This window comes from Streptomyces sp. NBC_01317 (assembly GCF_035961655.1).
Taxonomy (GTDB): Bacteria; Actinomycetota; Actinomycetes; order Streptomycetales; family Streptomycetaceae; genus Streptomyces.
In genome coordinates this window covers 1882933-1905330 of record NZ_CP108393.1, presented here as the reverse complement: position 1 = coordinate 1905330, position 22398 = coordinate 1882933, and the positions used below count along the sequence as shown (strand labels likewise).

General features: G+C 71.2%; 18 protein-coding genes. 13 read left to right on the top strand and 5 right to left on the bottom strand.

Going from position 1 to position 22398, the window contains the following annotated elements:
- The first annotated feature begins 66 nt into the window (after positions 1–66).
- From OG349_RS07980 to OG349_RS07960, 5 genes are all read left to right on the top strand, one after another.
- Positions 67–1032: a YihY/virulence factor BrkB family protein gene (locus OG349_RS07980; protein ID WP_327233946.1), complete on the top strand. Its 966-nt coding sequence runs from the start codon at positions 67–69 to the stop codon at positions 1030–1032.
- Positions 1033–1116: 84 nt separating this feature from the next.
- Positions 1117–1737 carry a hypothetical protein gene (locus tag OG349_RS07975; protein ID WP_327233945.1) on the top strand — a complete coding sequence of 207 codons (621 nt, stop codon included), beginning with the start codon at positions 1117–1119 and terminating at the stop codon, positions 1735–1737.
- Positions 1738–1895: 158 nt separating this feature from the next.
- Positions 1896–4004: a penicillin-binding protein 2 gene (mrdA, locus tag OG349_RS07970; RefSeq protein WP_327233944.1), complete on the top strand. Its 2109-nt coding sequence runs from the start codon at positions 1896–1898 to the stop codon at positions 4002–4004.
- A gap of 190 nt (positions 4005–4194) precedes the next feature.
- Positions 4195–5328 (top strand): glycoside hydrolase family 19 protein, encoded by a 1134-nt coding sequence (locus OG349_RS07965; protein ID WP_327233943.1) that lies wholly within the window; start codon positions 4195–4197, stop codon positions 5326–5328.
- Positions 5329–5470: 142 nt separating this feature from the next.
- Positions 5471–5752, top strand: a complete 282-nt coding sequence (locus tag OG349_RS07960) for a hypothetical protein (protein ID WP_327233942.1) — start codon at positions 5471–5473, stop codon at positions 5750–5752.
- Positions 5753–5874: 122 nt separating this feature from the next.
- On the opposite strand, the gene OG349_RS07955 is transcribed toward OG349_RS07960, so the two are convergent.
- The 4 genes from OG349_RS07955 to OG349_RS07940 all read right to left on the bottom strand — a co-directional run bounded on the left by OG349_RS07955 (position 5875) and on the right by OG349_RS07940 (position 10286).
- Positions 5875–6765 (bottom strand): carbohydrate ABC transporter permease, encoded by an 891-nt coding sequence (locus OG349_RS07955; RefSeq protein WP_327233941.1) that lies wholly within the window; start codon positions 6763–6765, stop codon positions 5875–5877.
- Entirely contained in the window at positions 6762–7826 is a 1065-nt protein-coding gene (locus OG349_RS07950; protein WP_327233940.1) for a carbohydrate ABC transporter permease, read from the bottom strand. The genes OG349_RS07955 and OG349_RS07950 overlap by 4 nt, the downstream gene beginning before the upstream one ends.
- Positions 7827–7831: 5 nt before the next feature.
- Positions 7832–9076 carry a sugar ABC transporter substrate-binding protein gene (locus OG349_RS07945; RefSeq protein WP_327233939.1) on the bottom strand — a complete coding sequence of 415 codons (1245 nt, stop codon included), beginning with the start codon at positions 9074–9076 and terminating at the stop codon, positions 7832–7834.
- Positions 9077–9230: 154 nt separating this feature from the next.
- The gene (locus tag OG349_RS07940) at positions 9231–10286 is read right to left on the bottom strand and encodes a LacI family DNA-binding transcriptional regulator (protein WP_327233938.1); all 1056 of its coding nucleotides are present in this window, start codon (positions 10284–10286) and stop codon (positions 9231–9233) included.
- A gap of 125 nt (positions 10287–10411) precedes the next feature.
- Between OG349_RS07940 and OG349_RS07935 the strand changes: the two genes are divergently transcribed.
- The 4 genes from OG349_RS07935 (at position 10412) to OG349_RS07920 (ending at position 14420) form a co-directional block, all read left to right on the top strand.
- A complete protein-coding gene (locus OG349_RS07935; protein WP_327233937.1) occupies positions 10412–12601 on the top strand; it encodes an amylo-alpha-1,6-glucosidase in 2190 nt (729 codons plus the stop codon).
- Between the two features lie 170 nt (positions 12602–12771).
- Entirely contained in the window at positions 12772–13167 is a 396-nt protein-coding gene (locus OG349_RS07930; protein WP_327233936.1) for a cell division protein SepF, read from the top strand.
- 77 nt (positions 13168–13244) lie between these two features.
- Positions 13245–13595: a nucleotide pyrophosphohydrolase gene (locus OG349_RS07925; protein WP_327233935.1), complete on the top strand. Its 351-nt coding sequence runs from the start codon at positions 13245–13247 to the stop codon at positions 13593–13595.
- Positions 13596–13739: 144 nt separating this feature from the next.
- Entirely contained in the window at positions 13740–14420 is a 681-nt protein-coding gene (locus tag OG349_RS07920) for a DUF6099 family protein (protein ID WP_327233934.1), read from the top strand.
- Positions 14421–14548: 128 nt separating this feature from the next.
- On the opposite strand, the gene OG349_RS07915 is transcribed toward OG349_RS07920, so the two are convergent.
- Positions 14549–16138, bottom strand: coding sequence for a helix-turn-helix domain-containing protein (locus OG349_RS07915; RefSeq protein WP_327233933.1), 1590 nt, complete (start codon positions 16136–16138; stop codon positions 14549–14551).
- A gap of 185 nt (positions 16139–16323) precedes the next feature.
- Between OG349_RS07915 and OG349_RS07910 the strand changes: the two genes are divergently transcribed.
- From OG349_RS07910 to OG349_RS07895, 4 genes are all read left to right on the top strand, one after another.
- Complete coding sequence (locus tag OG349_RS07910; protein ID WP_327233932.1) at positions 16324–17247, top strand: LLM class F420-dependent oxidoreductase; 924 nt, start codon at positions 16324–16326, stop codon at positions 17245–17247.
- A 10-nt stretch (positions 17248–17257) separates the two neighbouring features.
- The gene (mmuM, locus tag OG349_RS07905) at positions 17258–18148 is read left to right on the top strand and encodes a homocysteine S-methyltransferase (RefSeq protein WP_327233931.1); all 891 of its coding nucleotides are present in this window, start codon (positions 17258–17260) and stop codon (positions 18146–18148) included.
- Positions 18149–18211: 63 nt separating this feature from the next.
- Positions 18212–19831 carry a 3' terminal RNA ribose 2'-O-methyltransferase Hen1 gene (locus OG349_RS07900; protein WP_327233930.1) on the top strand — a complete coding sequence of 540 codons (1620 nt, stop codon included), beginning with the start codon at positions 18212–18214 and terminating at the stop codon, positions 19829–19831.
- Entirely contained in the window at positions 19828–22392 is a 2565-nt protein-coding gene (locus tag OG349_RS07895; RefSeq protein ID WP_327233929.1) for a polynucleotide kinase-phosphatase, read from the top strand. The genes OG349_RS07900 and OG349_RS07895 overlap by 4 nt, the downstream gene beginning before the upstream one ends.
- Positions 22393–22398 lie beyond the last annotated feature (6 nt).

Sequence of the window (22398 nt, the reverse complement as noted above, 5' to 3'; positions counted from 1 at the left end):
CCTCCCCCTGACACCGTTCCGTGTTCTCCTCCGGTCCTGACATCATGCGCGGGGAAGGTGGGGGTCATGGGAACCGTCGTACACGTACCGCAGACGCGGGACATGATCGGGGAAGAGCTGTCCGGCGACGAGGCGCTGATGGCGCTGCGCCGCTACGGGGGCCGCAAGCTGCTGCTGGACGCCTTCGCCCGCTTCCGGTACGCCGACGGGTTCAGCCAGGCCCGGTCGCTCGGCTTCCAGGTGGTCCTCGGCATGGTCCCGTTCACCATCGCGCTGGTCGGTGTGACGGCGACGGTCCACACCGAGAGCATCGGGCGGATCATCGAGCTGACCCTCGCCCGGATCGTCCCCGGAGCCAGCGCGGACGTCGTCCAGGAAGCCCTGGACGGCACCCGCCGCAGCGCGGGCGCCGATGTCTCGGGCGCCGTCGCGATCTGGATGGGGCTCGGGTTCGCCGTACTGAACCTCGCGTCCGCCATGGGCCAGATAGAGCGGGGCTGCAACCGGATCTACGGCGTGGAGCGCGACCGCCCCTTCCCGGCGAAGTACGCCCGGGGCCTGCTGCTGGCGCTGGGCGCCGGGGTGCCGATGGCCCTGGGCTTCCTGGTGCTGGTCGCGGGGGAGGCGGTGGGCGACTCCGTCGTGGAGGCGCTGGGCTGGTCGCGGCAGTGGCTCGACTGGTGGGGTCCGCTGGAGGTGCCCGTCGGGGTGACCCTCGCCGGGGTCGCCTCGGCGGTGATCTTCCGCTGGTCACCCCGCAGGGACCAGCCCGGCTACACGTGGCTGGCCTTCGGCTCGGCGGTCCATCTGGTGCTCTGGGTCGTGGCCACCTGGCTGCTCGCCTTCTACGTCGAGCGGAGCGGATCGTTCGGAGCGGTGTACGGCCCCCTCACCGCCTTTGTCGCCCTCCTGCTCTGGGCCAATCTCACCGGGATCGCGCTCTTCCTGGGGGTGGCCTTCGCCGCCCAGCTGGAGGCCGCGAGGGCGGGGATGGTGGACCCGGTCCACCCGGACCCGGGCTCCGGACCCTGAGACCAGGGCGAGTCCGCGGGACCTGGGCGTGTTCACGGGGGGCCCGGCGTTCCCTCGCACAGGTTCGTCGGCCATACTGCGCCCGTGGACCAGCGCATCGATCCGAACAGCCAGCCCGTACACGCCGCGGGGACTGATCCGGGATTTATCCCTGGGCTCATGATCCCCCGCCCTGTTGAGGACGAGGAGAGTGCTCCGGAGCACGAAGCGAAGAAGCCCCAGAAGCAGACGGCCCCTCAGAAGGCCGAGGAGGCCCCCGAGCGGTCGGACGAGCAGTCCGGTGAGCCGGCGGCCGAGTCCGCGTCCGTGGCCGCGTCCGGCGACACGGCGTCCGCGGGTGCGGAGCCGGCCGCGGAGCCCGAGGACGCGCCCGGCGGCGAGACCGTCGGCCAGCACGCCCTGGACGACGACGCGGACGCCCCCGACGGCCCCGCCTTCGAGGTCAGCGACCGCCGCGCCTCCATCACCGCCGACCGTGACGGTGTCCGCTTCACCCTGGACGACGAGGCGGCGGACTTCCGCTGGGACGAGATCGGCGCGGTCGAGGTAGGGGTTCCCCGCTTCGGACGCCGGTTCACCGTCACCGTTCACACGATCACCCGCCGCCAGTACCACGTGGACGTCGACGCTCCCGCCCGCAGTGGGCTCAAGGAGTGGACCACGGAGCTGGACGAAGTGCTGGACGCCTACTTCGAGGAAGCCTGATCCTCCGCGAAGTGACGGATCGTCAGGTATCCGCCCCCGCACCGGAGTTCGGGCGATACGGCGATCGAGGTGCCGGGGCGGGTAATAGGATTCTTGATGCCGTCGGCCGCCCGGCCACCGAACCGGGCCGCGAGCAGGGCACGATCTGGGAGACGTGAGTGAGCAACATACCGGAGACGGGACGGACTCCCCGGGTCCAGGTCCGTCTCGTCGTCATTCAGCTGCTTGTCTTCTCGCTGCTGCTCACGCTCGGCGGCCGTCTCTGGTATCTCCAGATCCGCAACGGCCAGGAATACACGGACGAGGCGAAGAACAACCACACCCAGCGGGTGGTCCAGCCGGCCGTACGGGGCTCGATCCTGGACACCCGCGGGGTGCCGCTCGCCGACAACGAGACCCGGCTCGTCGTCTCGGCCAGCCGCACCGACCTGATGAAGATGCCGGACGACGGCAAGGCCGTACTGACCCGGCTCGCGGGCGTCCTGGGCCTGAAGGCCCAGGACCTCGTGGACAAGGTCAGGCTGTGCGACGCGAAGACGCCGCAGCCGTGTTGGAACGGTTCGCCCTACCAGCCGATCCCGGTCACCGACGAGGCCACCACCCAGCAGGCCCTCCAGATCCGCGAGCGCACGGAGGACTTCCCCGGCATCACCGCCGAGCCCACCGCCGTACGGCGCTACGCCGCCCCCGGCAAGGCCAACACCTCCCAGGTGCTGGGGTATCTCTCGCCCGTCACGGACCAGGAGATCACGGCGGCGCAGGACACCAGCTCGCCGTACCTGCGCTCGGACCAGGTGGGCCGCTCGGGCCTGGAGCGTACGTACGACGAGCAGTTGCGCGGCAAGGCGGGCGTGACCCGGTACGAGGTCGACAACCTGGGGCGCGTCCTGGGACAGGCGAAGACCGAGAAGGCCCGTCCCGGGGACAACGTCATCACTTCGATCGACGCGCGGGTGCAGGCCGTCGCGGAGTACGAGCTCAACAACGCGATGAAGACGGCCCGCAAGCAGTTCGACACCGTCACCGGCTCGAAATACAAGGCGGATTCGGGCGCGGTGGTGGTGATGGAGGCGAAGACCGGCCGGGTGGTGGCGATGGCCTCGCAGCCGACGTACGACCCGAACGCGTGGGTCGGTGGGATCTCGGCGAAGGACTACGCCAAGTTGACCGGCAAGAAGTCCAACTTCCCGCTGCTGAACCGGGCGATCCAGGGCCAGGCGGCCCCCGGGTCCATCTTCAAGGTCGTCTCCTCGACGGCCGCCGTCAACGCGGGCTACAGCTTCAACGGCAGCTATCCGTGCCCCAGTTCGTACTCGATCGGCAACCAGGTCTTCAAGAACTTCGAGTCCCAGGGGTACGGGAACATCACCATCGGCAAGGCGCTCGAAGTCTCGTGCGACACCGTCTACTACGGCCTGGCCCACCAGGAGTGGCAGAAGGACGGCGGCAACAACCCCAGGAAGAAGCCCGCCGACTGGTTCTACAAGACGGCCCACCAGTTCGGTCTGGGCAAGGAGACCGGGATCGACCTCCCCAACGAGGTCACCGGGCGGGTCCCGGACCGGCAGTGGAAGCAGGACTTCTGGAAGGCCAACAAGTCGGCCTGGTGCAAGCAGGGGAAGAAGAACGGCACGTACGTGGAGCGGATCGCGTACGAGGGCTGCCTCGAAGGCAACAAGATGCGTGCCGGTGACGCCGTCAACTACTCGATCGGCCAGGGCGACACGCTCGTCACCCCGATCCAGATGGCCGCCATCTACGGGGCGATCTCCAACGGCGGGACCCTCTACACCCCCACCGTGGGCAAGGCGATCGTCAGCGCCGACGGCAGGAGCGTGAAGAAGATCGCCCCCAAGGCGGACGGCAAGCTGCCGATGAACAAGGCGACCCGGGACAACATCGACGAGGCGCTGGCGGGCGTGGCGACGCGTGGTTCGGCCGCGTGGCGGTTCGGCGGCTGGCCGCAGGACAAGATCCCGATGCACGCCAAGACCGGTACCGCCGAGGTCCACGGGAAGCAGACCACGTCGTGGTTCGCCTCGTACACCAAGGACTACACGATCGTGATGACGATCTCCCAGGGTGGTACGGGATCCGGCGCCTCCGGACCCGCCGTCCGCAAGATCTACGAGGCGATGTACGGCCTGGACGCGAAGGGCAACCAGGACCTCAAGAAGGCCCTGATGCCCAAGCCCCGTACCGCGCTGCCGAAGATCGGCCCCGACGGCGCGATCGACGCCCCCAAGACGGAGCCGTACAAACCGTAAAACAGCAGGCCAGAAGGGTGTTGAGGACAGGTGTTCGTTTGTTGAGTTCTTGACAAGTCTAGACCAATGCCGGTTGACTCCCGTCGCAAGCTTCGCGTGTGGCGGCTCGTTGCGCCATGACGGCTTCTCTACAAGTAACGGTTCGGCCCCGAACCGTACTTAATGGCGTGAAGGGATACATCCAGTCGAGATGATAAGAAAATCGCTCAGGGGTCTCACCCTTGCCCGTACCGCCGTCGCGCTTGCCGTGGCGGCTCTCTTCTCGGTCACTCTCACCGTGCCGGCGTCCGCCGCCGACCCGGTCGGCAGCATCACCGGCATCGCCGGCAAGTGCTTGGATGTCGCGGCCGCGAGCAGCGCGAACGGCACCGCCGTACAGCTCTACGACTGCAACGGCAGCGCGGCACAGCAGTGGACCGTCGCCGGCGACGGAACCCTGCGCGCCCTGGGCAAGTGTCTGGACCTCGTCGAGCGCGGCACCGCCGACGGCACCAAGCTCCAGATCTGGGACTGCGCCGGCAGCGCGAACCAGAAGTGGGCGATCTCCGGCGCCAAGGACATCGTCAACCCGACGGCGAACAAGTGCCTCGACGTCACGGGCAACACCTCAGCCAACGGCGCGCGCATCCAGATCTGGACCTGCACCGGCGCCGCCAACCAGAAGTGGAACACGCCCTCCGGCGGCTCCACGCCCCCTCCCACCGGCGGCTTCGTCGTCAGTGAAGCCCAGTTCAACCAGATGTTCCCGAACCGGAACTCGTTCTACTCCTACAGCGGTCTGACCAACGCGCTCAGCGCCTACCCGGGCTTCACCAAGACGGGCAGCACCACGACCCAGCGCCAGGAGGCCGCGGCCTTCCTCGCCAACGTCAACCACGAGACCGGCGGTCTCGTGTACGTGGTGGAGATCAACCAGGCCAACTACCCCCACTACTGCGACCCGAACCAGTCCTACGGCTGCCCCGCCGGCCAGGCCGCGTACTACGGCCGTGGCCCGATCCAGCTGAGCTGGAACTTCAACTACAAGGCCGCGGGCGACGCGCTCGGCATCGACCTGCTCAACAACCCGTGGCTCGTCCAGAACGACTCCGCCGTCGCCTGGAAGACCGGTCTCTGGTACTGGAACACCCAGAGCGGCCCGGGCACGATGACCCCGCACAACGCGATGGTCAACGGCGCCGGTTTCGGCCAGACGATCCGCAGCATCAACGGCTCGCTGGAGTGCGACGGCAGGAACCCGGCGCAGGTCCAGAGCCGGGTCGACGCCTACAACCGCTTCACCCAGATCCTGGGTGTCGCGCCGGGCGCCAACCTGTACTGCTGACGCCCGACCCCTGAAGTACCCCGAGAGTGCGCGGCCCCCGGAACCCCGGGAGCCGCGCACTCTCCGCGTCGTCCTGGGCGGCATCCACGGCCGTCACCCCGACTCCGCGTGTCCTCCTGGCGTCCCGCGCGTTGTATCGATCATGAACGTACGTCGAATCCTCACCGCCGCCGCGGCGGGCTCCGCCCTCCTCGCCGCCGTCGCCGCCGTCGCCCCCGCCGCCCAGGCCGCGCAGAGCGCGCAGGCCGCGCAGTCGGCCGACTTCGGCACCACCCTGAGCAGCGCGGCGCAGACCGCCGCCACCGTCGGCGAAAAGGCCAAGCCGGTGGCGGACGGGCTCCTCGGCAAGAAGGTCGGCGCGGTCAAGGGCGTCGTGAAGGGCGGCTCGGACGTGGTCAAGCACGGTCAGGTCCTGCTCAGCTGACCCGTTCCGTACGAGCATCGCCCCCCAGCACCCCAGCCCCCCACCACCGCACAGGCCGGTCGGCCCCCGCCGACCGGCCTGTCACGCGGAAGGCACCCCCGCGGGGGACCGCCCGGGGCCTCTCACTCCTTCACGGCCCCCGCGTTCGCCCCGCTCACGAAGTAGCGCTGGAAGCAGAAGAACAGCGCGGCCACCGGAAGGGTGGACAGCAGCGCCGCCGCCAGCTTGAGCGGGTACTGCGTACCGCCGCCCAGGCCACCCGAGACAAACCGGGCCAGACCCGTGGTGAGGGTCTCGTACTGACCGGACTGCGTGGCGACCAGGAAGTGCGTGAACTCGTTCCACGACCCCTGGAACGACAGGATCGTCAGGGTGATCAGCGCCGGCCGCGCCATCGGCAGCACGACGGACCAGAAGATCCGGAACACCCCCGCCCCGTCGACCTTCGCGGCCTCCTCCACCTCACGCGGCACCGACTCGAAGAACTGCTTCATGATGAAGATGCCCGCCGCGTCCACCATCAGCGGCAGGATCATGCCGGTGTACGTGTCGAAGATCCCGAACGTGTTCAGCACCAGGAACTTCGGGATGAGCAGCGCCACTCCGGGCACCGCCATCACCGCGAGGACAAACGTGAACAGCACCGAACGGCCCCGGAAGCGCAGCCGCGCCAGCGCGTACCCCGCCATCGAGTCGAACAGCACCCGGCCCCCGGTCACCACCACGGCGACAAACGCCGAGTTGCCGAGCCAGCGCAGGAACGGCACCCCGTCCGCGGCCTCGCTCAGCCCGAACAGCCGCTGGTAGGCGGCCGTCGTCGGAGTCGTGGGCAGCAGCGACAGCGGATTCGCGGCAGCGTCCGGATCCGTCTTGAAGCCGGTCACCAACTGGAGCACGAACGGCAGCAGATAGAGCAGCGCCACCCCCACCACCAGCGCGTATCCCAGCACCCGCAGCGCTACGGGGAACCGCCCGAGCACGGGCCGTCCCTGCTTCTCGCTCGTGGTACTCATCGCTTCCTCCCGGTGCGTACGCCGCGCTCCCGCAGCGCCCAGCGCTGGAAGCCGGTCAGCACGAGGATCAGGGCGAGCAGGACAAACGCGATCGCCGAGCCCTGGCCGAAGTCGGCGTTGTCGAAGCCCGCGGAGTACGACAGGAACGCGGGCGTGAGCGTGGTGTTGCCCGGGGCGCCCTGACCCATCACGTACACCTGGTCGAAGACCTGCCAGGTGGAGATCAGGCCCAGGGTGAGCACCAGGAACAGCACGGGACGCAGCGCGGGCAGGGTCACGTACCGCAGCAGCTGGCGGCGGTTGACCCCTTCCAGGGCCGCCGTCTCCTCCAGCTCACGCGGGATGTCCTGGAGCGCCGCGAGGAAGATCAGCATGAACGTGCCCGACGTCGTCCACACGGCCAGCAGGATGATCGTGCACATCGCGATCGAAGGACCCGACAGCCACTCGAACCACGACAGTCCCATCACGGAGTGCTCGGCCAGCAGCCCGGTGGGGTGCTCGGGATCGATGACGCCGAGCCCGCCGAGGACCAGCGAGAGCACCCCGCGCGGATCGGCGAACCAGTTCGGCCCCTTCACCCCGATCCACGACAGCAGGGCGTTGACGGCCCCGCTTCCCTGGAAGAGGAAGAGAAACACCGTCGCGACGGCGATCGAGCTGGTGACGGACGGGAAGAAGAAGATCGTACGGAGCGGCCCGCGGCCGCGCAGCATCCGCTGGTTGACGATCAGGGCCAGGCCCAGCGCCAGTCCGGTCTGCAACGGCACCGTCAGCAGGACGTAGTACGCGTTGTTGCGCAGGGCGGTCGCGAAGAGCGTGCGGTCGAGACCGTCCTGGGTGAAGAGCGTGCGGTAGTTGTCCAGGCCCACGAAATCGGCCTGGCCGGAGAACGGGTTGGACTGCCCGTCCCAGTGCAGCAGGCTCACCCAGAGCGCCATGAGGATCGGCAGCACCAGGAACGAGCCGAGGACGAGCACCATGGGGCTGACGAAGAGCCAGCCCCATGCGCCGTCCCGGTCGCGCCCGCCGCGCCGCGAGCTTGTCGGGCGGAGGGACATCGGGCTCAGTTGCCCTTCGCTATGGCCTGTTCGCCGTTGCGCTGGAGGTCGGCCAGGATCTTCTTCGGATCGGCCGTGCGCAGGGACTGGAGCTCGGTGTTGAACTGGCTGAGCACCTTGTCGAAGCCCGCGATCGTGACCGGGCCCTGCGCGTACGCGCTGCCGTCGACCCACGCCTTGGCCTGGGGGTGCTGCTCGGCGAAGGACGTGAGCGCGCTCGTACGGCTCGGCATCACACCGAACGCGTCGGCGAAGGCCAGCTGCTGCTTCGCCGAGCTGAGCGACTTGACCAGGTCGACACTCGCCTCGTGGTGCGCGCTGTCGGCGGCGACACCCCAGCAGGTGCTGAAGGCGAGGGTGCCCTTCCCGGCGGGACCGGCGGGCAGCGGCAGGATCTGGTAGTCGACGTCCGGGTAGTCGAGCTTCATGCCGCCTTCGAGCCAGTTGCCCTCGATGGTCATCGCGGCCTTGCCCTTGCCGAGCGCCTCACCGCCCCAGCTGGTGTCGACCGCCTTGGCGAACTTCATCGAACCGGACTTGAGGAGGTCCTGTACGAAGCTCAGCCCCTCGGCGTTCTCCGCCGTGTCGGCGGTCATCTTCGTCTGGCCCGCGTCGGTGACCCAGCCGCCCGCCTGCCGCATGAAGACACCGAGACGCTGGTACTCGTCACTGGTCACCAGGCCGGTGACGCCGTCGCCCGTGAGCTTGTCCGCGACGGTCCGCAGCTGCTCCCAGGTGGTCGGGTAGTCCTTCTCGGTCAGCCCGGCCTTCTTCCACAGGTCGGAGTTGATCGCCAGGCCGAGGGTCGAGGTGTCCTTGGGCAGACACATCAGCTTGTTGTCGTACGAGAACGACGAGCGCAGCTGCTCCGAGAAGTCGTCCGCGTCGGAGATCTGGTCGCCGTACGGGTAGAGCGAGCCGCCCTTGGCGTAGTTGGCGAACTGGTCGGAGTTGACGTAGAAGACGTCCGGCGGCTTGTTCCCGGCGAAGGACTGGGCCAGCTGCTGGTTCATGTCCTTGGCGACCTCGACGGTCACGGAGTTGCCGGACTTCTTCGCGTACGCGGCGGCGGCGGTCTTGACGGCCTGGGTCTCGGCGTCCCCCGAGGTGGCGATCAGGACGGTCAGTTTCTGCTTCTCGGACTTCTCCTGTGCGGGCTCCTTGCCGCTGTCGAAACCGGACGAACATCCTGTCGCGGTCAGCAGCGCCGCGCAGGCGGCGAGGGCGGCGAAGGCCGTGTGGCGGGCCATGAATTCCTCCATAGGGGGATGAAACGTGCGGCTCAGCTGCCCTGAAGGCGCGCTGTGAGAGAGGGGGGTGGCGTTCGAGGGGCCCGGAGGGCATGGGTGAGCAGGGGCGCCGGGGCCCCGTGGCTCAGTGGTGGCGGCTCGGCGTGGCGGCTGCTCAGTCGCGTAACGCCGGCGTGCTGTGCCGTACGACGAGTGACGGTTCGAGCAGAACCCGCTCGGGTGCCCGGCCGGGCTCTCCCATCCGGGCCAGCAGCAGCCGTACACACTCGCGGCCGACAGCCTCCAGCGGCTGGGCGACGGTGGACAGGCCCGGCGAGAGGAGCGCGGCCGTCGGGGAGTCGTCGAAGCCGACGACGGCGACGTCCGCTCCCGGTACGGCCCCGCGCTCCCGCAGCGCGTGGTAGCAGCCGAGCGCGAGCATGTCGCTCGCCGCGATCACCGCCGTGGCGCCCGCTTCGAGCAGGGGTACGGCGGCGGCCTGCGCCGACGCGACGTCGTCCACGCTGTACGCGCGCCGGCTCCGTACCGGCAGACCGTGCCGGCGCATGGCGCGCTGCCAGCCCTCCGCACGGTCGTCGCCGACCCCGGAGCCGCGCGGCCAGCCCAGGAACGCGATCTTCCGGTGCCCGCGCGCCACCAGGTGCTCGACGGCGGCGTCCGTGCCCGAGGCGCCGTCGACATCGACCCAGTCGCCGATCTGACGCCCCGCCCACATCCGGCCGAAGCCGACAAACGGAACATCACGCTTCTGGAGCCAGGCCTGGCGCTGGTCGCCCCGGTCGGTGCCGCTGAGCACAAACCCGTCCACATGGTGCAGATCGAGCAGTTCCTCGTATCCGTCGAGGGCGTCAGGACCCTCGGGCGGGGGTGAGGCGAACAGCAGGATCCGGTAACCGGCCTCGTCGGCGGTCTGGGACAGGGCATGCAGGAAGCGGTCCATGACCGGGGCGGACGCGCCCGGCGCGGTGGGCCGGATTCCGTACCCGATGAGTTTGCTGGAACGGGTACGGAGGGTCTGTGCCGCCCGGTGCGGACGGTAGCCCATCTCGTCGATGGTCCTGCGCACCCGCTCCAGGGTCTCGGGGCGCAGGAGATCGGGGGAGTTGAGGGCGTTTGAGACGGTTTGCGGAGAGACCCCGGCCCGTCGCGCGACCATGGCCAGGGTCACCGGACCGGCCTTGGGCGAAGGGGTGTTGGGGGTGCGGACCATGTCTCTCTCCGGAACCGACTGGGCGAGTGGATGAAGTTATTGGAGCGTTCCAATGGTGTTGTCAGGGAGCTGAGGTCGTCGTTAGGCTCTTTGGAACGCTCCAATGCCTGAGAGGTTCTGCTGTTTTGGACATCACTGTCAAGACCCACGACATAACGAAGCCGGTCGAGGGGGGCGGCCCGCCGGACGGAAACCCCCAGGGGCCGTCCGGTCTCCAGCCGTTCCTGCACGACTCCTGCGTCACGCTGTACGCGCCGAGCTTCGCGATCTCGCGGGCCGACGGACAGATCGGCGACCTTCCCGGAGCGGGCGCCGGTGCCGGTGTCCTGTCCGGGGAAAGCCCTGGTGCCGACGGCTTCTACCACGGTGACACCCGGGCCCTGTCCCGGCTGACCGTCGAGGCCGAAGGTGTGGTGCTCGCACCCGTACGCGGTGGCCTCGACGGCGCCGAACGGGCCTCCTTCCGGGCCGTGTTGCGCGGTCTCGGCGAACACACCCCCGACCCCGCCGTCACCCTGCGCCGCCGCCGCCACGTCACCCCCGGACAGCTGGCGGAGACCCTGGACGTCACCAACGCGGGACGGCAGGACGTCCACGTCAAGCTGATCGTCACCGCCACCACCGACCTCGCGCCGATGGAGCGCGTCAAGTCCGGTGACCGCCCCGCTGCCGTGCCCGCCACCGCCACCGGGGACGGACTCGCCTGGTCCCAGGAGGCGTTCACCGTACGGCTCGGCAGCACGCCCGCCGCCACGACCGCCGACCCGGCGTCCGGACGGCTCACGTACGACATCGCACTGGCGCCCGGCGAGACCTGGACCGCCGTCCTGCGCTGCGAGGCGGCCCACGACGAGGGCGACCAGTTCCCCGCGCCGCCCGCCGGCAGCCTGCCCTGGCGCACCCCCCGGCTGCGCAGCGCGGACCGGCGCTTCGACCACTGGCTCGACCAGTCCACCGCCGACCTGGACCGGCTGCGCCTCACCGACCCCGCCGACCCGGCCGACCAGTTCCTGGCCGCCGGAGCCCCGTGGTTCCTCACGCTCTTCGGCCGCGACTCGCTGTGGGCCGCCCGGATGCTGCTGCCGCTCGGGACGGACCTCGCGGCCGGTACGCTGCGCACCCTCGCGCGCCGCCAGGGCGGCGTGACCGACCCCGACACCGAGGAGCAGCCCGGCAAGATCCTGCACGAAGTGCGCCGCGCCGCCCAGCGGTTCGACGACACCTTCGCCCTGCCGCCCTGCTACTACGGCACGGTCGACGCCACGCCCCTGTGGATCACGCTGCTGCACGACGCCTGGCGCTGGGGCCTCGCCCCCGAGCAGGTCGAACAGCTCCTGCCGCACGCCGAGTCCGCCCTCGGGTGGATGAGCGAGTACGGCGACGCCGACGGCGACGGCTTCCTCGAATACATCGACCTGACCGGACGCGGACTGGCCAACCAGGGCTGGAAGGACTCCGGCGACTCCATCAGGCACCGTGACGGCCGCCTCGCCGACTCCCCGATCGCGCTGTGCGAGGTCCAGGCGTACGCGTACGAGGCGGCCCGTGGCGGCGCCGACCTGCTGCGCGCCTTCGGCCGTCCCGGCGCGGACCGCTGGGAGGAGTGGGCCGACCGGCTGCGCGTCAACTTCCGTGAGCGCTTCTGGGTCGAGGACGCGCGCGGGCCGTACCCCGCGGTGGCGCTCGACCGTGACAAGCGGCCGGTGGACTCGGTCACTTCGGGCTTCGGGCACCTGCTCGGCACGGGTCTGCTCGACCACGAGGAGAGCGCGCTGCTCGCCGCGCGGATCAGCGCGCCCGACCTCGACTCGGGCCACGGTCTGCGGACCCTGAGCAGCGACTCCGTGGGGTTCAACCCGTACGGCTACCACATCGGTTCGATCTGGCCGCACGACACCGCGATCGCCGTGCACGGGCTGGTCAGGGCCGGATTCCCGGACGCGGCCGCGCCGCTCGCGGCGGGCTTGCTGACCGCCTCCGCCGGATTCGACGCGCGTCTCCCCGAACTCTTCGCCGGGCACGGCACGGCCACCGACGCGGTCCCCGCGCCCTATCCGGCGTCCTGCCGGCCGCAGGCCTGGGCCGCCGCGTCGTCCGTCCTCGTACTCCAGTCGGTGCTGGGCCTCTCCGCCGACGTCCCGGGCGGTACGGTCACGGTCGCGCCGGCCTTCGCGGAGGCGTACCGGCCCCTCAGCGTCGAGGGCTTCGACGTCGCGGGCGGCAGGCTGGACATCACGGTCGGCGCCGACGGCACCGCGCGCGTCGACGCGCCGGCGGGGCTGGAGGTGAAGCGGGAGCAGGTCAAACCGCGTTGAGGGTTTCCGGGCCGCGGTGCGGGGCACTCCGCTCTCGACGGCCGGGAGTCCGGCCGTTCCGGGGGACCCGTGGAGTCGATCACCGACAGAGCCGTGTCGCTGATGGGCCGAACGGGTGAGGAGCGGGAGGATGTCCGGATGCAGACGCGACGCGCGGGCGGGGTGGTCCGGTGAGCAGGTACGACAGATATGACGTCACCGACGAACAGTGGGAAGGCCTGGCGCAGGTCGTCCCGCTGCGCAGCCGCAACGAGTGGCCCTCACGGGTCGACCACCGCTCCGTGCAGCCCGAACCCCGCGTCGAGCACCGGCGGTTCGTCGTGCTGAGGGTGCGGGTCTTCGCGGACGCGCGCGAGGTCGCCGACCACCTGATCGCCCAGATCCCGGTCCTGTTGGACCTGACGGGCGCCGAACTCGACGTGGCCAAGCGCATCCTGGACTTCAGCAGCGGGGTGGTCTTCGGCCTCGGCAGCGGGATGCACCGCGTCGACAAGAACGTCTTCCTGCTGGCGCCGGTCGGCACGGAGGTCGAGGGGATCGCGGCGGCGGCCGTTCCGGGGCCGTAGCGGTCCGGCCGCGCCCTTGACCGGTGCCGCCCGGCCGGGTGCTTTCCGGCCGGCGTGACGGTGATAGACCTGGGTCCGTGACAGAACAGGATGTGGCGGGACTGCAGCGCAGGTTGGCCGAGTTCGCGGCGGCCCGGGACTGGGGGCGGTACCACACGCCCAAGAACCTGGTCGCGGCGCTGAGCGTCGAGGCGGCCGAACTGCAAGAGATCTTCCAGTGGTTGACCCCCGAGCAGTCGGCGCGGGTGATGGAGGAACCGGAGTCGGCCCACCGGGTCGCGGACGAGGTCGCCGACGTGCTCGCGTACCTGCTCCAGTTCTGCGACGTGTTGGGGATCGACGTGCTGGACGCGCTCGCCGCGAAGATGGAACGGAATGAGGTGCGTTTCCCGCCCTCATCCGCGGTGAAGGACCCCGATTCCCCGTGATCGTCACTCTTCGGAGTGAGTGAGATTTCCACAACCAGCTGCCTGTCCACAGATTTCCGCATTCCTCTGGCCTTTCCGTCGCCGTTCACTCACTCTGGGTAGTGGAGTGAGTGGGCAGGATTGTCGTACGAACGGGGGCTGCGGATGGATGCGGAACGGCTCATCGGCGTGACCCGGCGGGCCCTGGCCGGCAGCGGGGAGGCGTGGGACGTCATCGCGGAGGCCTGGCAGGCCCAGGCACTGGCCCAGGCGATCGGCAACCGGCTGGCGCTGAGCGGGCCGCCGGAGCTGCGGGGTGAGGCGCGTGAGCTGGGTGAGACGGGCGGACGCGGCTGTGACGTACCGGAGGCCCGGGACTTACCGGAGGGCCGGGAAGCGGGCGGCGGAGGTCCGGGCTTCGACGGCCCACGTCTTGAGGGCCCACGTCTCGATGGGCCGGGTGTCGGTGGGCCGGGTGCCGGTGGCCCGGGGATGGAGCTCTTCGGCGCGGAGGTGCGGTTCGGGGACGGGAGCAGGGCGAGACAGCTGTCCTCGGTGCCGGACGCCCGGGGCGCGCTGACCGGGCTGGCGGAGTTGCTGGGCGAGGTGGGCATCGCCCTGGTCGCGGTGGCGTGTGCGACGGACGAGGAGGGGCTGTACTGGCAGTGCATCGAGGCGATCGACGCGGCGGACGAGGCGAGCGACCGCGTGGCGGGGCTGCTGCGCCGGCTCGTCGCACAGGAACAGGAACGGGCGAGGAAGGAGACGCGGGAGCGCCAGAGACAGCAGGAGGCGGAGCGCGAGCGGGAGCGCCGGCGCAACCACGAGCGGGGGCGGGGCCGTTGAAGCGGGCAGAGGTGTGTTGTGGTGTTCACGCCCCACCCCCCGTGGGGGGCGTGAACACGAGCCCGACTCTAGGTTCCGTACGGCGGACCGGGGAGAGCCGGAGTGCACAGCCGGACCGCCCGGCGGTGTCAGAAGTTCCTGTCCGGCCTTTCGCCGTCCAGGGCCGTGGCGGCCAGCCACAGGTCGTGACGCGCGTTCGGGACCCGCAGCAGCGACCGGCGCAGGACCTGTTCGAGGCGCGTCAGCCGCTTCCGCGTCCCTGTCACCGACACACCGAGCGCCCGCGCCGTGGCACTCAGCCGGGTGTCGTTGCCCAGCCAGGCGCGCAAGGTCGTCTCCAGCGCGGGCGCGTCCGTCCGTACCGGACGCAGCTGCGTCAGTGCCCACTCCCGTACGGCGGGCAGGCGCAGGAGCGCCTCGAAGTGGTCCTGGACGGGAGCGGACGGCACGGGCTCCATCGCGTCCACCGGCACCACCGCCCCCGCCGCGCCCGTCACATCCGTCGGCCGGTCGTCCGTCGGCCCGTGCTCCGTCGTGCGGGGCAGCGCGCCGATCCGCAGGGCCAGGTCGAGTTTCGCCTGATCGCCTACGAGCCTCAGGTCCAGGCCGAGGAGTGCCTCGACGCGGCGCAGGCGCGCGGCCAGGGTGTTGCGGTGGATCTTCAAGTGTTCGGTCGCGGCGGCCGAGAAGGCGAGCCACGACCGGACCGTCTCGGTCAGTGTGGCGCTGTCGGGGTCGGCGACCCGGGCGGGGACGTACCGCGTCAGCGGCGCCAGCAGGTGGTCGGCCCAGGCGCTGCCCTGCCGGCCCAGCACGACGGGCAGCCCGAGCGCGGCGTCGAACCGGGCCCAGCGCTCGGGGCGGCCGCGCGCCACCGCCAGCGCGTGGAAGGCCTGTTGGTAGCCGACGGCCGTGTCGCGCAGGGCCAGGGCGTCGCCGGTCCCCACCACACAGCCCTCGATCTCGGCGGTGAGGGCGGCTTCCAGCGGGCGGGCGCCGGCCGGGACGGGGGTGGTCGACGCGACCACCAGCACATGGTCGGAGTAGACGGGACACCGGACGATCCACGCCCGGCCGCCGGTGAGTTCGGCGCAGACCCGGATCGTCTCGGCCCGCCGGTCGCGACCGCACTCGACCACGTGGAAGCGAGCGGGATCGTAGAGGCGCGGGGCGAGGGCGCCCGCTATCTGGTGCGCCGTGGTGAGGTTCCCGGACATCAGCAGATGCAGCACGGCCTCCCGTCCGCGCGCGTCGGCGACCTCCACGCGCCGCCGGGTCCGCTCGGTCTCCTTCGCCCACCAGGAGACCCCGAGCAGCGGCCCCGCGTCGGCCGGGGCGGCCGTTCTGAGCGGGTCGGGGCCGACCACGGCGAGGACGAGCCCGGACGGCTCGGAGCCGGACCGGTCCCCGGGGAGGTCGACGGCGAGCAGCGCCCCCGAGCGCTCCGGGGACGAGCCCGCGAGGAACGTACGGAGCCCCCGCTCCCGCATCTCCCGCAGCCCGTCGGAGATCAGGGTGATCGTCTCGGAGTCGCGCTCGTCGGAAGACGCCTCCTGTACGGCGCCGGCGGTGTCCACCAGCCCGGCCCAGCACCCCGTCCGGCGCGCCAGCCAGCGCAGCAGCGGCCGCACGCCGTCCCCCTTGCGGGCGAGCCGGTGCATGGTGAGGATGTCGGCCGCGCGCAGGGAATCCGGGGACCGTCCCGCTCGCACACCCACGCCCTGCCCCTTCACCTCGCCGGTCGGCGTGCCGGGCCCTGGAAACCCGCCACAGCAGCACGCCGATTGTCCCCGCCCGGGGACTCTGCCCGGTACCGGGCGGGGGCACTCGCCGCGTACGGGGCCCGGACCAGCGCGTTCGGGGAGGGTGCGGGCCGGCGCGGCGGCCCTGCGAAGATGAAGGCATGGATCTTCGCATCTTCACCGAGCCCCAGCAAGGGGCGAGTTACGAGACATTGCTGAGCGTGGCCAAGGCCACCGAGGACCTCGGGTTCGACGCATTTTTCCGGTCCGACCACTATCTGCGCATGGGTTCGGCGGACGGGCTTCCCGGCCCCACGGACGCGTGGATCACCCTGGCGGGGCTGGCCCGCGAGACCAAGCGGATCCGGCTCGGCACGCTGATGACGGCCGGGACGTTCCGGCTGCCCGGGGTGCTGGCCATCCAGGTCGCGCAGGTGGACCAGATGTCCGGCGGCCGGGTGGAGCTGGGCCTGGGCGCGGGCTGGTTCGAGGAGGAACACCAGGCGTACGGCATTCCGTTCCCCAAGGAGAAGTTCGCCCGTTTCGAGGAGCAGCTCGCGATCGTGACCGGGCTGTGGGAGACGGAGGCCGGCAAGACGTTCTCCTACGACGGTACGTATTACCAGCTGGCCGACTCGCCCGCGCTGCCGAAGCCCGCCCAGGCCAAGCTCCCGGTGCTCATCGGCGGCCACGGCGCGAAGCGCACCCCGCGCCTGGCCGCGCGGTACGCGGACGAGTTCAACATCCCGTTCGCCACGCTGGAGGACACGGCCACGCAGTTCGGCCGGGTGCGGACCGCTCTGACCGAGGCGGGACGGGGCCCGGACGACCTGGTGTACTCGAACGCGCTGATCGTCTGCGTCGGCAAGGACGACGCGGAGGTGGCCCGACGGGCCGCCGCCATCGGCCGTGAGGTGGACGAGCTGAAGGCGAACGGGCTCGCGGGCTCGCCCGCCGAGGTGGTCGACAAGATCGGGCAGTACGCGGCCGTCGGCTCCTCGCGCTTCTACCTCCAGGTCATGGACCTGGACGATCTCGACCACCTGGAGCTGATCTCCGCGCAGGTCCAGTCCCAGCTGAGCTGAGGGAGTCACTGTGCAGCCCGCCCGTCCGCTCGCCGCCGCACTCGCCGAGGAGACGCTCGTCCTCGACGGGGGCCTCTCCAACCAGCTCCGGGCCCAGGGCTGCGACCTGTCCGACGCCCTCTGGTCGGCGCGGCTCCTCGTGGACAGCCCGGAGGAGATAGAGGCGGCCCACGCGGCGTACGTACGGGCGGGCGCGCAGGTGCTCATCACGTCCAGCTACCAGGCGACGTACGAAGGGTTCGCGCGGCGCGGGATCGCCCGCGCCGAGGCGGCGGAGCTGCTGGCCCGCAGCGTGGACCTGGCCCGCCGGGCCGGCGCGGCGGCGGAGCACGAGGTGTGGGTGGCCGCCTCGGTCGGCCCGTACGGAGCGATGCTCGCGGACGGCAGCGAGTACCGGGGGCGGTACGGCCTGTCGGTGGCGGAGCTGGAGCGTTTCCACCGGCCGAGGATCGAGACGCTCGCCGCGGCGGCGCCCGACGTGCTCGCTCTGGAGACCGTGCCCGACGAGGACGAGGCGCGCGCCCTGCTGGCGGCGGCCGAGGGCTGCGGGGTGCCGGTCTGGCTCTCGTACTCTGTCGAGGCCGACGGCGAGCGCACCCGCGCCGGCCGGCCGCTCGCCGAGGCGTTCGCCCTGGCGGCCGGCAACGACCAGGTGGTGGCCGTGGGCGTCAACTGCTGCGAGCCCGCCGCAGTGGACCGCGCCACGGAGATCGCCGCGAAGGTGACGGGCAAACCGGTGGTGGTCTACCCCAACAGCGGCGAACACTGGGACGCGACCACACGGACCTGGCGCGGCGACGCCACCTTCGACCCGTCCCGGGTGAGCGCCTGGCGCACGGCGGGCGCGCGCCTGGTCGGTGGCTGCTGCCGCGTCGGCCCTGAGGCGATAGCCCGCCTCTGACCCGGGCGGCCCGTCACGTAAAACCTCTCGTCGTACCCCCGCGATCAGGCAATACTCAAGCGGGTGTTCTTGACGATCAGTACGACCGGCACCCAGGAACGTCCCGCGACCGACCTCGGCTTTCTGCTGCACAAGCACCCCGAGAAGGCGCAGACGTTCTCCACCGCGCACGGCACCGCCCATGTGCTCTATCCCGAGGCGACCGCGGAGCGGTGCACCGCCGCGCTGCTGCTGGAGGTCGACGCGGTGGCCCTGGTGCGGCGGGGCAAGGGCAAGAGCCGGGGCGGCGCGCCCGACGCTGCGCTCGCGCAGTACGTCAACGACCGGCCGTACGCAGCCTCCTCGCTGCTCGCGGTCGCGCTGAGCACGGTGTTCAAGAGCGCCCTGCGCGGCGACTGCCGGGCGCTGCCCGAGCGGGCCGCGAGTCCGCTGCCGCTGCGCATCGAGGTGCCCGCCGTGCCGGCGCGCGGCGGCGCCGAGCTGGTCCGCCGGCTCTTCGGGCCGCTCGGCTGGACGTCCGTCGATGCGCGTCCCGTCGCGCTGGACGTGACGTTTCCGCAGTGGGGCGAGTCGCGTTACGTCCAGCTCGTCCTGGAGGGCGAGATGCGGCTCGCCGACGCGCTGCGCCAGCTGTACGTCCTGCTGCCGGTGCTCGACGACGCCAAGCACTACTGGGTCGCGCCCGACGAGGTGGACAAACTCCTGCGGGCCGGTGAGGGCTGGCTGGCCGAACACCCCGAGCAGAAGCTGATCACCAGCCGCTACCTCTCCCGCCGCTGGGGACTGACCCGGCGGGCCATGGAGCGCCTGGAGCTGGTCAGGCTGGCCGAGGCGGACGACATCGACGTCGAGGTCCTCGACAACGCTGTCCTGGAGACCCCGGACGAGGAGTGGGAGGCCGGGGAGGTACGGGGGGACGGCGCGGACGGCACCGTACAGCCGGACACCGCACCGGTGTCCGAAGCCGTGCCCGACGCCGTGCCGGAAACCGCATCCGAAGCCGTGCCCGCGCCGGATTCCGCCGCCACCCCGAAGGAGCCGTCGCTCGCCGACCAGCGGCGCGAGGCGATTCTCACCGCCCTTCGCGAGGCGGGCGCGAGCACCGTGCTCGACCTCGGCTGCGGCCAGGGCCAGCTGGTCCAGGCGCTGCTCAAGGACGTGCGGTTCACGCACGTGATGGGCGTCGACGTGTCCGTACGCGCCCTGACCATCGCCGCGCGCCGGCTCAAGCTGGAGCGGCTCGGCGAACGGCAGGCGGCCCGCGTCACCCTCACGCAGGGCTCCCTGACGTACACGGACAAGCGGCTCAAGGGGTACGACGCAGCGGTCCTCGCCGAGGTCGTGGAACACCTCGACCTGCCCCGCCTGCCCGCCCTGGAGTACGCGGTGTTCGGCTCGGCCCGCCCGTCGACGGTCGTCGTGACCACGCCCAACGTCGAGTACAACGTGCGCTGGGAGACCCTGCCCGCCGGGCACGTACGCCACAGCGACCACCGCTTCGAGTGGACCCGCGCCGAGTTCCGCGACTGGGCGGGACAGGTGGCGGGGCGGCACGGCTACACGGTCGCGTACGTCCCCGTCGGCGCCGACGACCCGGAGGTGGGACCACCCACGCAGATGGCCGTCTTCACCCTCCGTACCAGCACCGACACCCCCGCCACCGAGAAGGGACCGACCGCATGAGCGGCACCACGACCGACCGCGCCGCCACCACCGACGCCCGGCGGGCCCTCCCGGTGACCGACCTCTCCCTCGTCGTCCTCATCGGCGCCACCGGCTCCGGCAAGTCCACCTTCGCCGCCCGCCACTTCAAGCCCACCGAGGTCATCTCCTCCGACTTCTGCCGCGGACTGGTCGCCGACGACGAGAACGACCAGAGCGCCAGCCGCGACGCCTTCGACGTCCTGCACTACATCGTCGGCAAGCGGCTCGCGGCCGGCCGGCTCACCGTCGTGGACGCCACCAACGTCCAGCAGGAGAGCCGCCGCCAGCTCGTACGGATCGCCAGGGAGCACGACGTGCTGCCCATCGCCATCGTCCTCGACCTGCCCGAAGAGGTCTGCGCGGCGCGCAACGCCGACCGTCCCGACCGCGCCGGGATGCCCCGCCATGTGATCAAGCGGCACCGGAGCGAACTCCGCCGCTCGCTGCGCGGCCTCGAACGCGAGGGCTTCCGCAAGGTGCACCACCTGCGCGGCGAGGAGGAGGTGGCGGACGCCGAGGTGGTCCTCGAACGCCGTTACAACGACCTCAGGCACCTCACGGGCCCCTTCGACATCATCGGTGACATCCACGGCTGCCGCTCCGAGCTGGACACCCTGCTCACCACCCTCGGTTACGTGGAAGGCCACCACCCTGAAGGGCGTACGGCCGTCTTCGTCGGCGACCTTGTCGACCGCGGCCCCGACAGCCCCGGCGTGCTGCGCCGCGTGATGGGCATGGTCGCGTCCGGCGACGCGCTCTGCGTCCCCGGCAACCACGAGAACAAGCTCGGCCGCTGGCTCAAGGGACGCAACGTCCGGCACACCCATGGACTCGCCGAGACGATCGAGCAGCTGGAGCGGGAGGACGACACGTTCCGCGCCGAGGTGCGGCAGTTCATCGACGGCCTGGTCAGCCACTACGTCCTGGACGGCGGCAAGCTGGTCGTCTGCCACGCGGGCCTGCCCGAGAAGTACCACGGCCGCACCTCGGGCCGGGTGCGCTCGCACGCGCTGTACGGCGACACGACCGGCGAGACCGACGAGTTCGGCCTGCCCGTGCGCTACCCCTGGGCCGAGGACTACCGGGGCCGGGCGGCCGTCGTCTACGGCCACACCCCCGTGCCGAACACCTCGTGGATCAACAACACCATCTGCCTCGACACGGGCGCGGTCTTCGGCGGCAGGATGACCGCCCTGCGCTGGCCCGAGCGCGAACTGGTCGACGTACCGGCCGAGCGGGTCTGGTACGAACCGGCCAAGCCGCTGGTCGCCGAGGCGCCGGGCGGCAGGGAGGGCCGGCCGCTCGACCTCGCCGACGTGCACGGCAAGCGGATCGTGGAGACGCGCCTCATGGGGCGGCTCGCGGTACGGGAGGAGAACGCGGCGGCGGCCCTGGAGGTCATGAGCCGCTTCGCCGTCGACCCCCGCCTGCTCGGCTACCTCCCGCCCACGATGTCGCCCACCGCGACGTCGGACGAGGAGGGGTACCTGGAACACCCGGCCGAGGCGTTCGCGCAGTACCGCTCCGACGGGGTCACCCGCGTCGTGTGCGAGGAGAAGCACATGGGCTCCCGCGCGGTCGCCCTGGTCTGCCGTGACGCGGCGGACGCCGAGGCGCGCTTCGGCGTGCGCGGACCGACCGGCGCGCTCCACACCCGTACCGGACGGCCCTTCTTCGACGACCCCGCCGTCACCGAGGAGGTCCTGGAGCGGCTGCGTACCGCCGTCACCGCCGCCGGGCTCTGGCAGGAACTCGACACGGACTGGCTGCTGCTGGACGCCGAGCTGATGCCGTGGTCGCTCAAGGCCACGGGACTGCTCCGTACCCAGTACGCGGCGGTGGGCGCCGCCGCCGGCGCCGCCTTCCCGGCGGTCACCCAGGCGCTGGAGGCCGCCGTGGCCCGGGGCGTCGACGCGGCGGGACTGCTGGCGGCCCAGCGCGAACGGGCCGTCGACGCGACCGCGTTCACGGAGGCGTACCGCCGCTACTGCTGGACCACGGACGGCCTGGACGGCGCGCGGCTCGCGCCGTTCCAACTGCTCGCGGTACGGGGCCGCAGCCTCGCCGACGTCCCGCACGACCAGCAGCTCGCCTGGCTGGACCGGCTGGTGGAGCACGACCCGACGGGTCTGCTCCAGGTCACCCGGCGGCTGATCGTGGACACGGGTGACGACGAATCGGTCCGCTCGGGCACCGACTGGTGGCTGGAGATGACAGAACGCGGCGGCGAGGGCATGGTCGTCAAGCCGCTCCAAGCCCTCGCCAGGGACGACAAGGGACGGCTCGTCCAGCCGGGCATCAAGGTGCGCGGCCGGGAGTACCTGCGGATCATCTACGGACCCGAGTACACCCGGCCGGAGAACCTGGCCCGGCTGCGGAACCGGTTCCTCGGCCACAAGCGGTCGCTGGCGCTGCGGGAGTACGCCCTCGGCCTGGAGGCCCTGGAGCGGCTCGCCGGGGGAGAGCCGCTGTGGCGCGTCCACGAAGCGGTCTTCGCCGTACTGGCGCTGGAGTCGGAACCGGTGGACCCGCGGCTGTGACACGGC

Bases quoted from the DNA above. Each gene is read 5' to 3' on its own strand.
- OG349_RS07980 (WP_327233946.1), top strand. From the start codon at position 67: ATGGGAACCGTCGTACACGTACCGCAGACGCGGGACATGATCGGGGAA.
- OG349_RS07965 (WP_327233943.1), top strand. From the start codon at position 4,195: ATGATAAGAAAATCGCTCAGGGGTCTCACCCTTGCCCGTACCGCCGTC.
- OG349_RS07960 (WP_327233942.1), top strand. From the start codon at position 5,471: ATGAACGTACGTCGAATCCTCACCGCCGCCGCGGCGGGCTCCGCCCTC.
- OG349_RS07955 (WP_327233941.1), bottom strand. From the start codon at position 6,765: ATGAGTACCACGAGCGAGAAGCAGGGACGGCCCGTGCTCGGGCGGTTC.
- OG349_RS07950 (WP_327233940.1), bottom strand. From the start codon at position 7,826: ATGTCCCTCCGCCCGACAAGCTCGCGGCGCGGCGGGCGCGACCGGGAC.
- OG349_RS07945 (WP_327233939.1), bottom strand. From the start codon at position 9,076: ATGGCCCGCCACACGGCCTTCGCCGCCCTCGCCGCCTGCGCGGCGCTG.
- OG349_RS07940 (WP_327233938.1), bottom strand. From the start codon at position 10,286: ATGGTCCGCACCCCCAACACCCCTTCGCCCAAGGCCGGTCCGGTGACC.
- OG349_RS07920 (WP_327233934.1), top strand. From the start codon at position 13,740: ATGGATGCGGAACGGCTCATCGGCGTGACCCGGCGGGCCCTGGCCGGC.
- OG349_RS07910 (WP_327233932.1), top strand. From the start codon at position 16,324: ATGGATCTTCGCATCTTCACCGAGCCCCAGCAAGGGGCGAGTTACGAG.
- OG349_RS07895 (WP_327233929.1), top strand. From the start codon at position 19,828: ATGAGCGGCACCACGACCGACCGCGCCGCCACCACCGACGCCCGGCGG.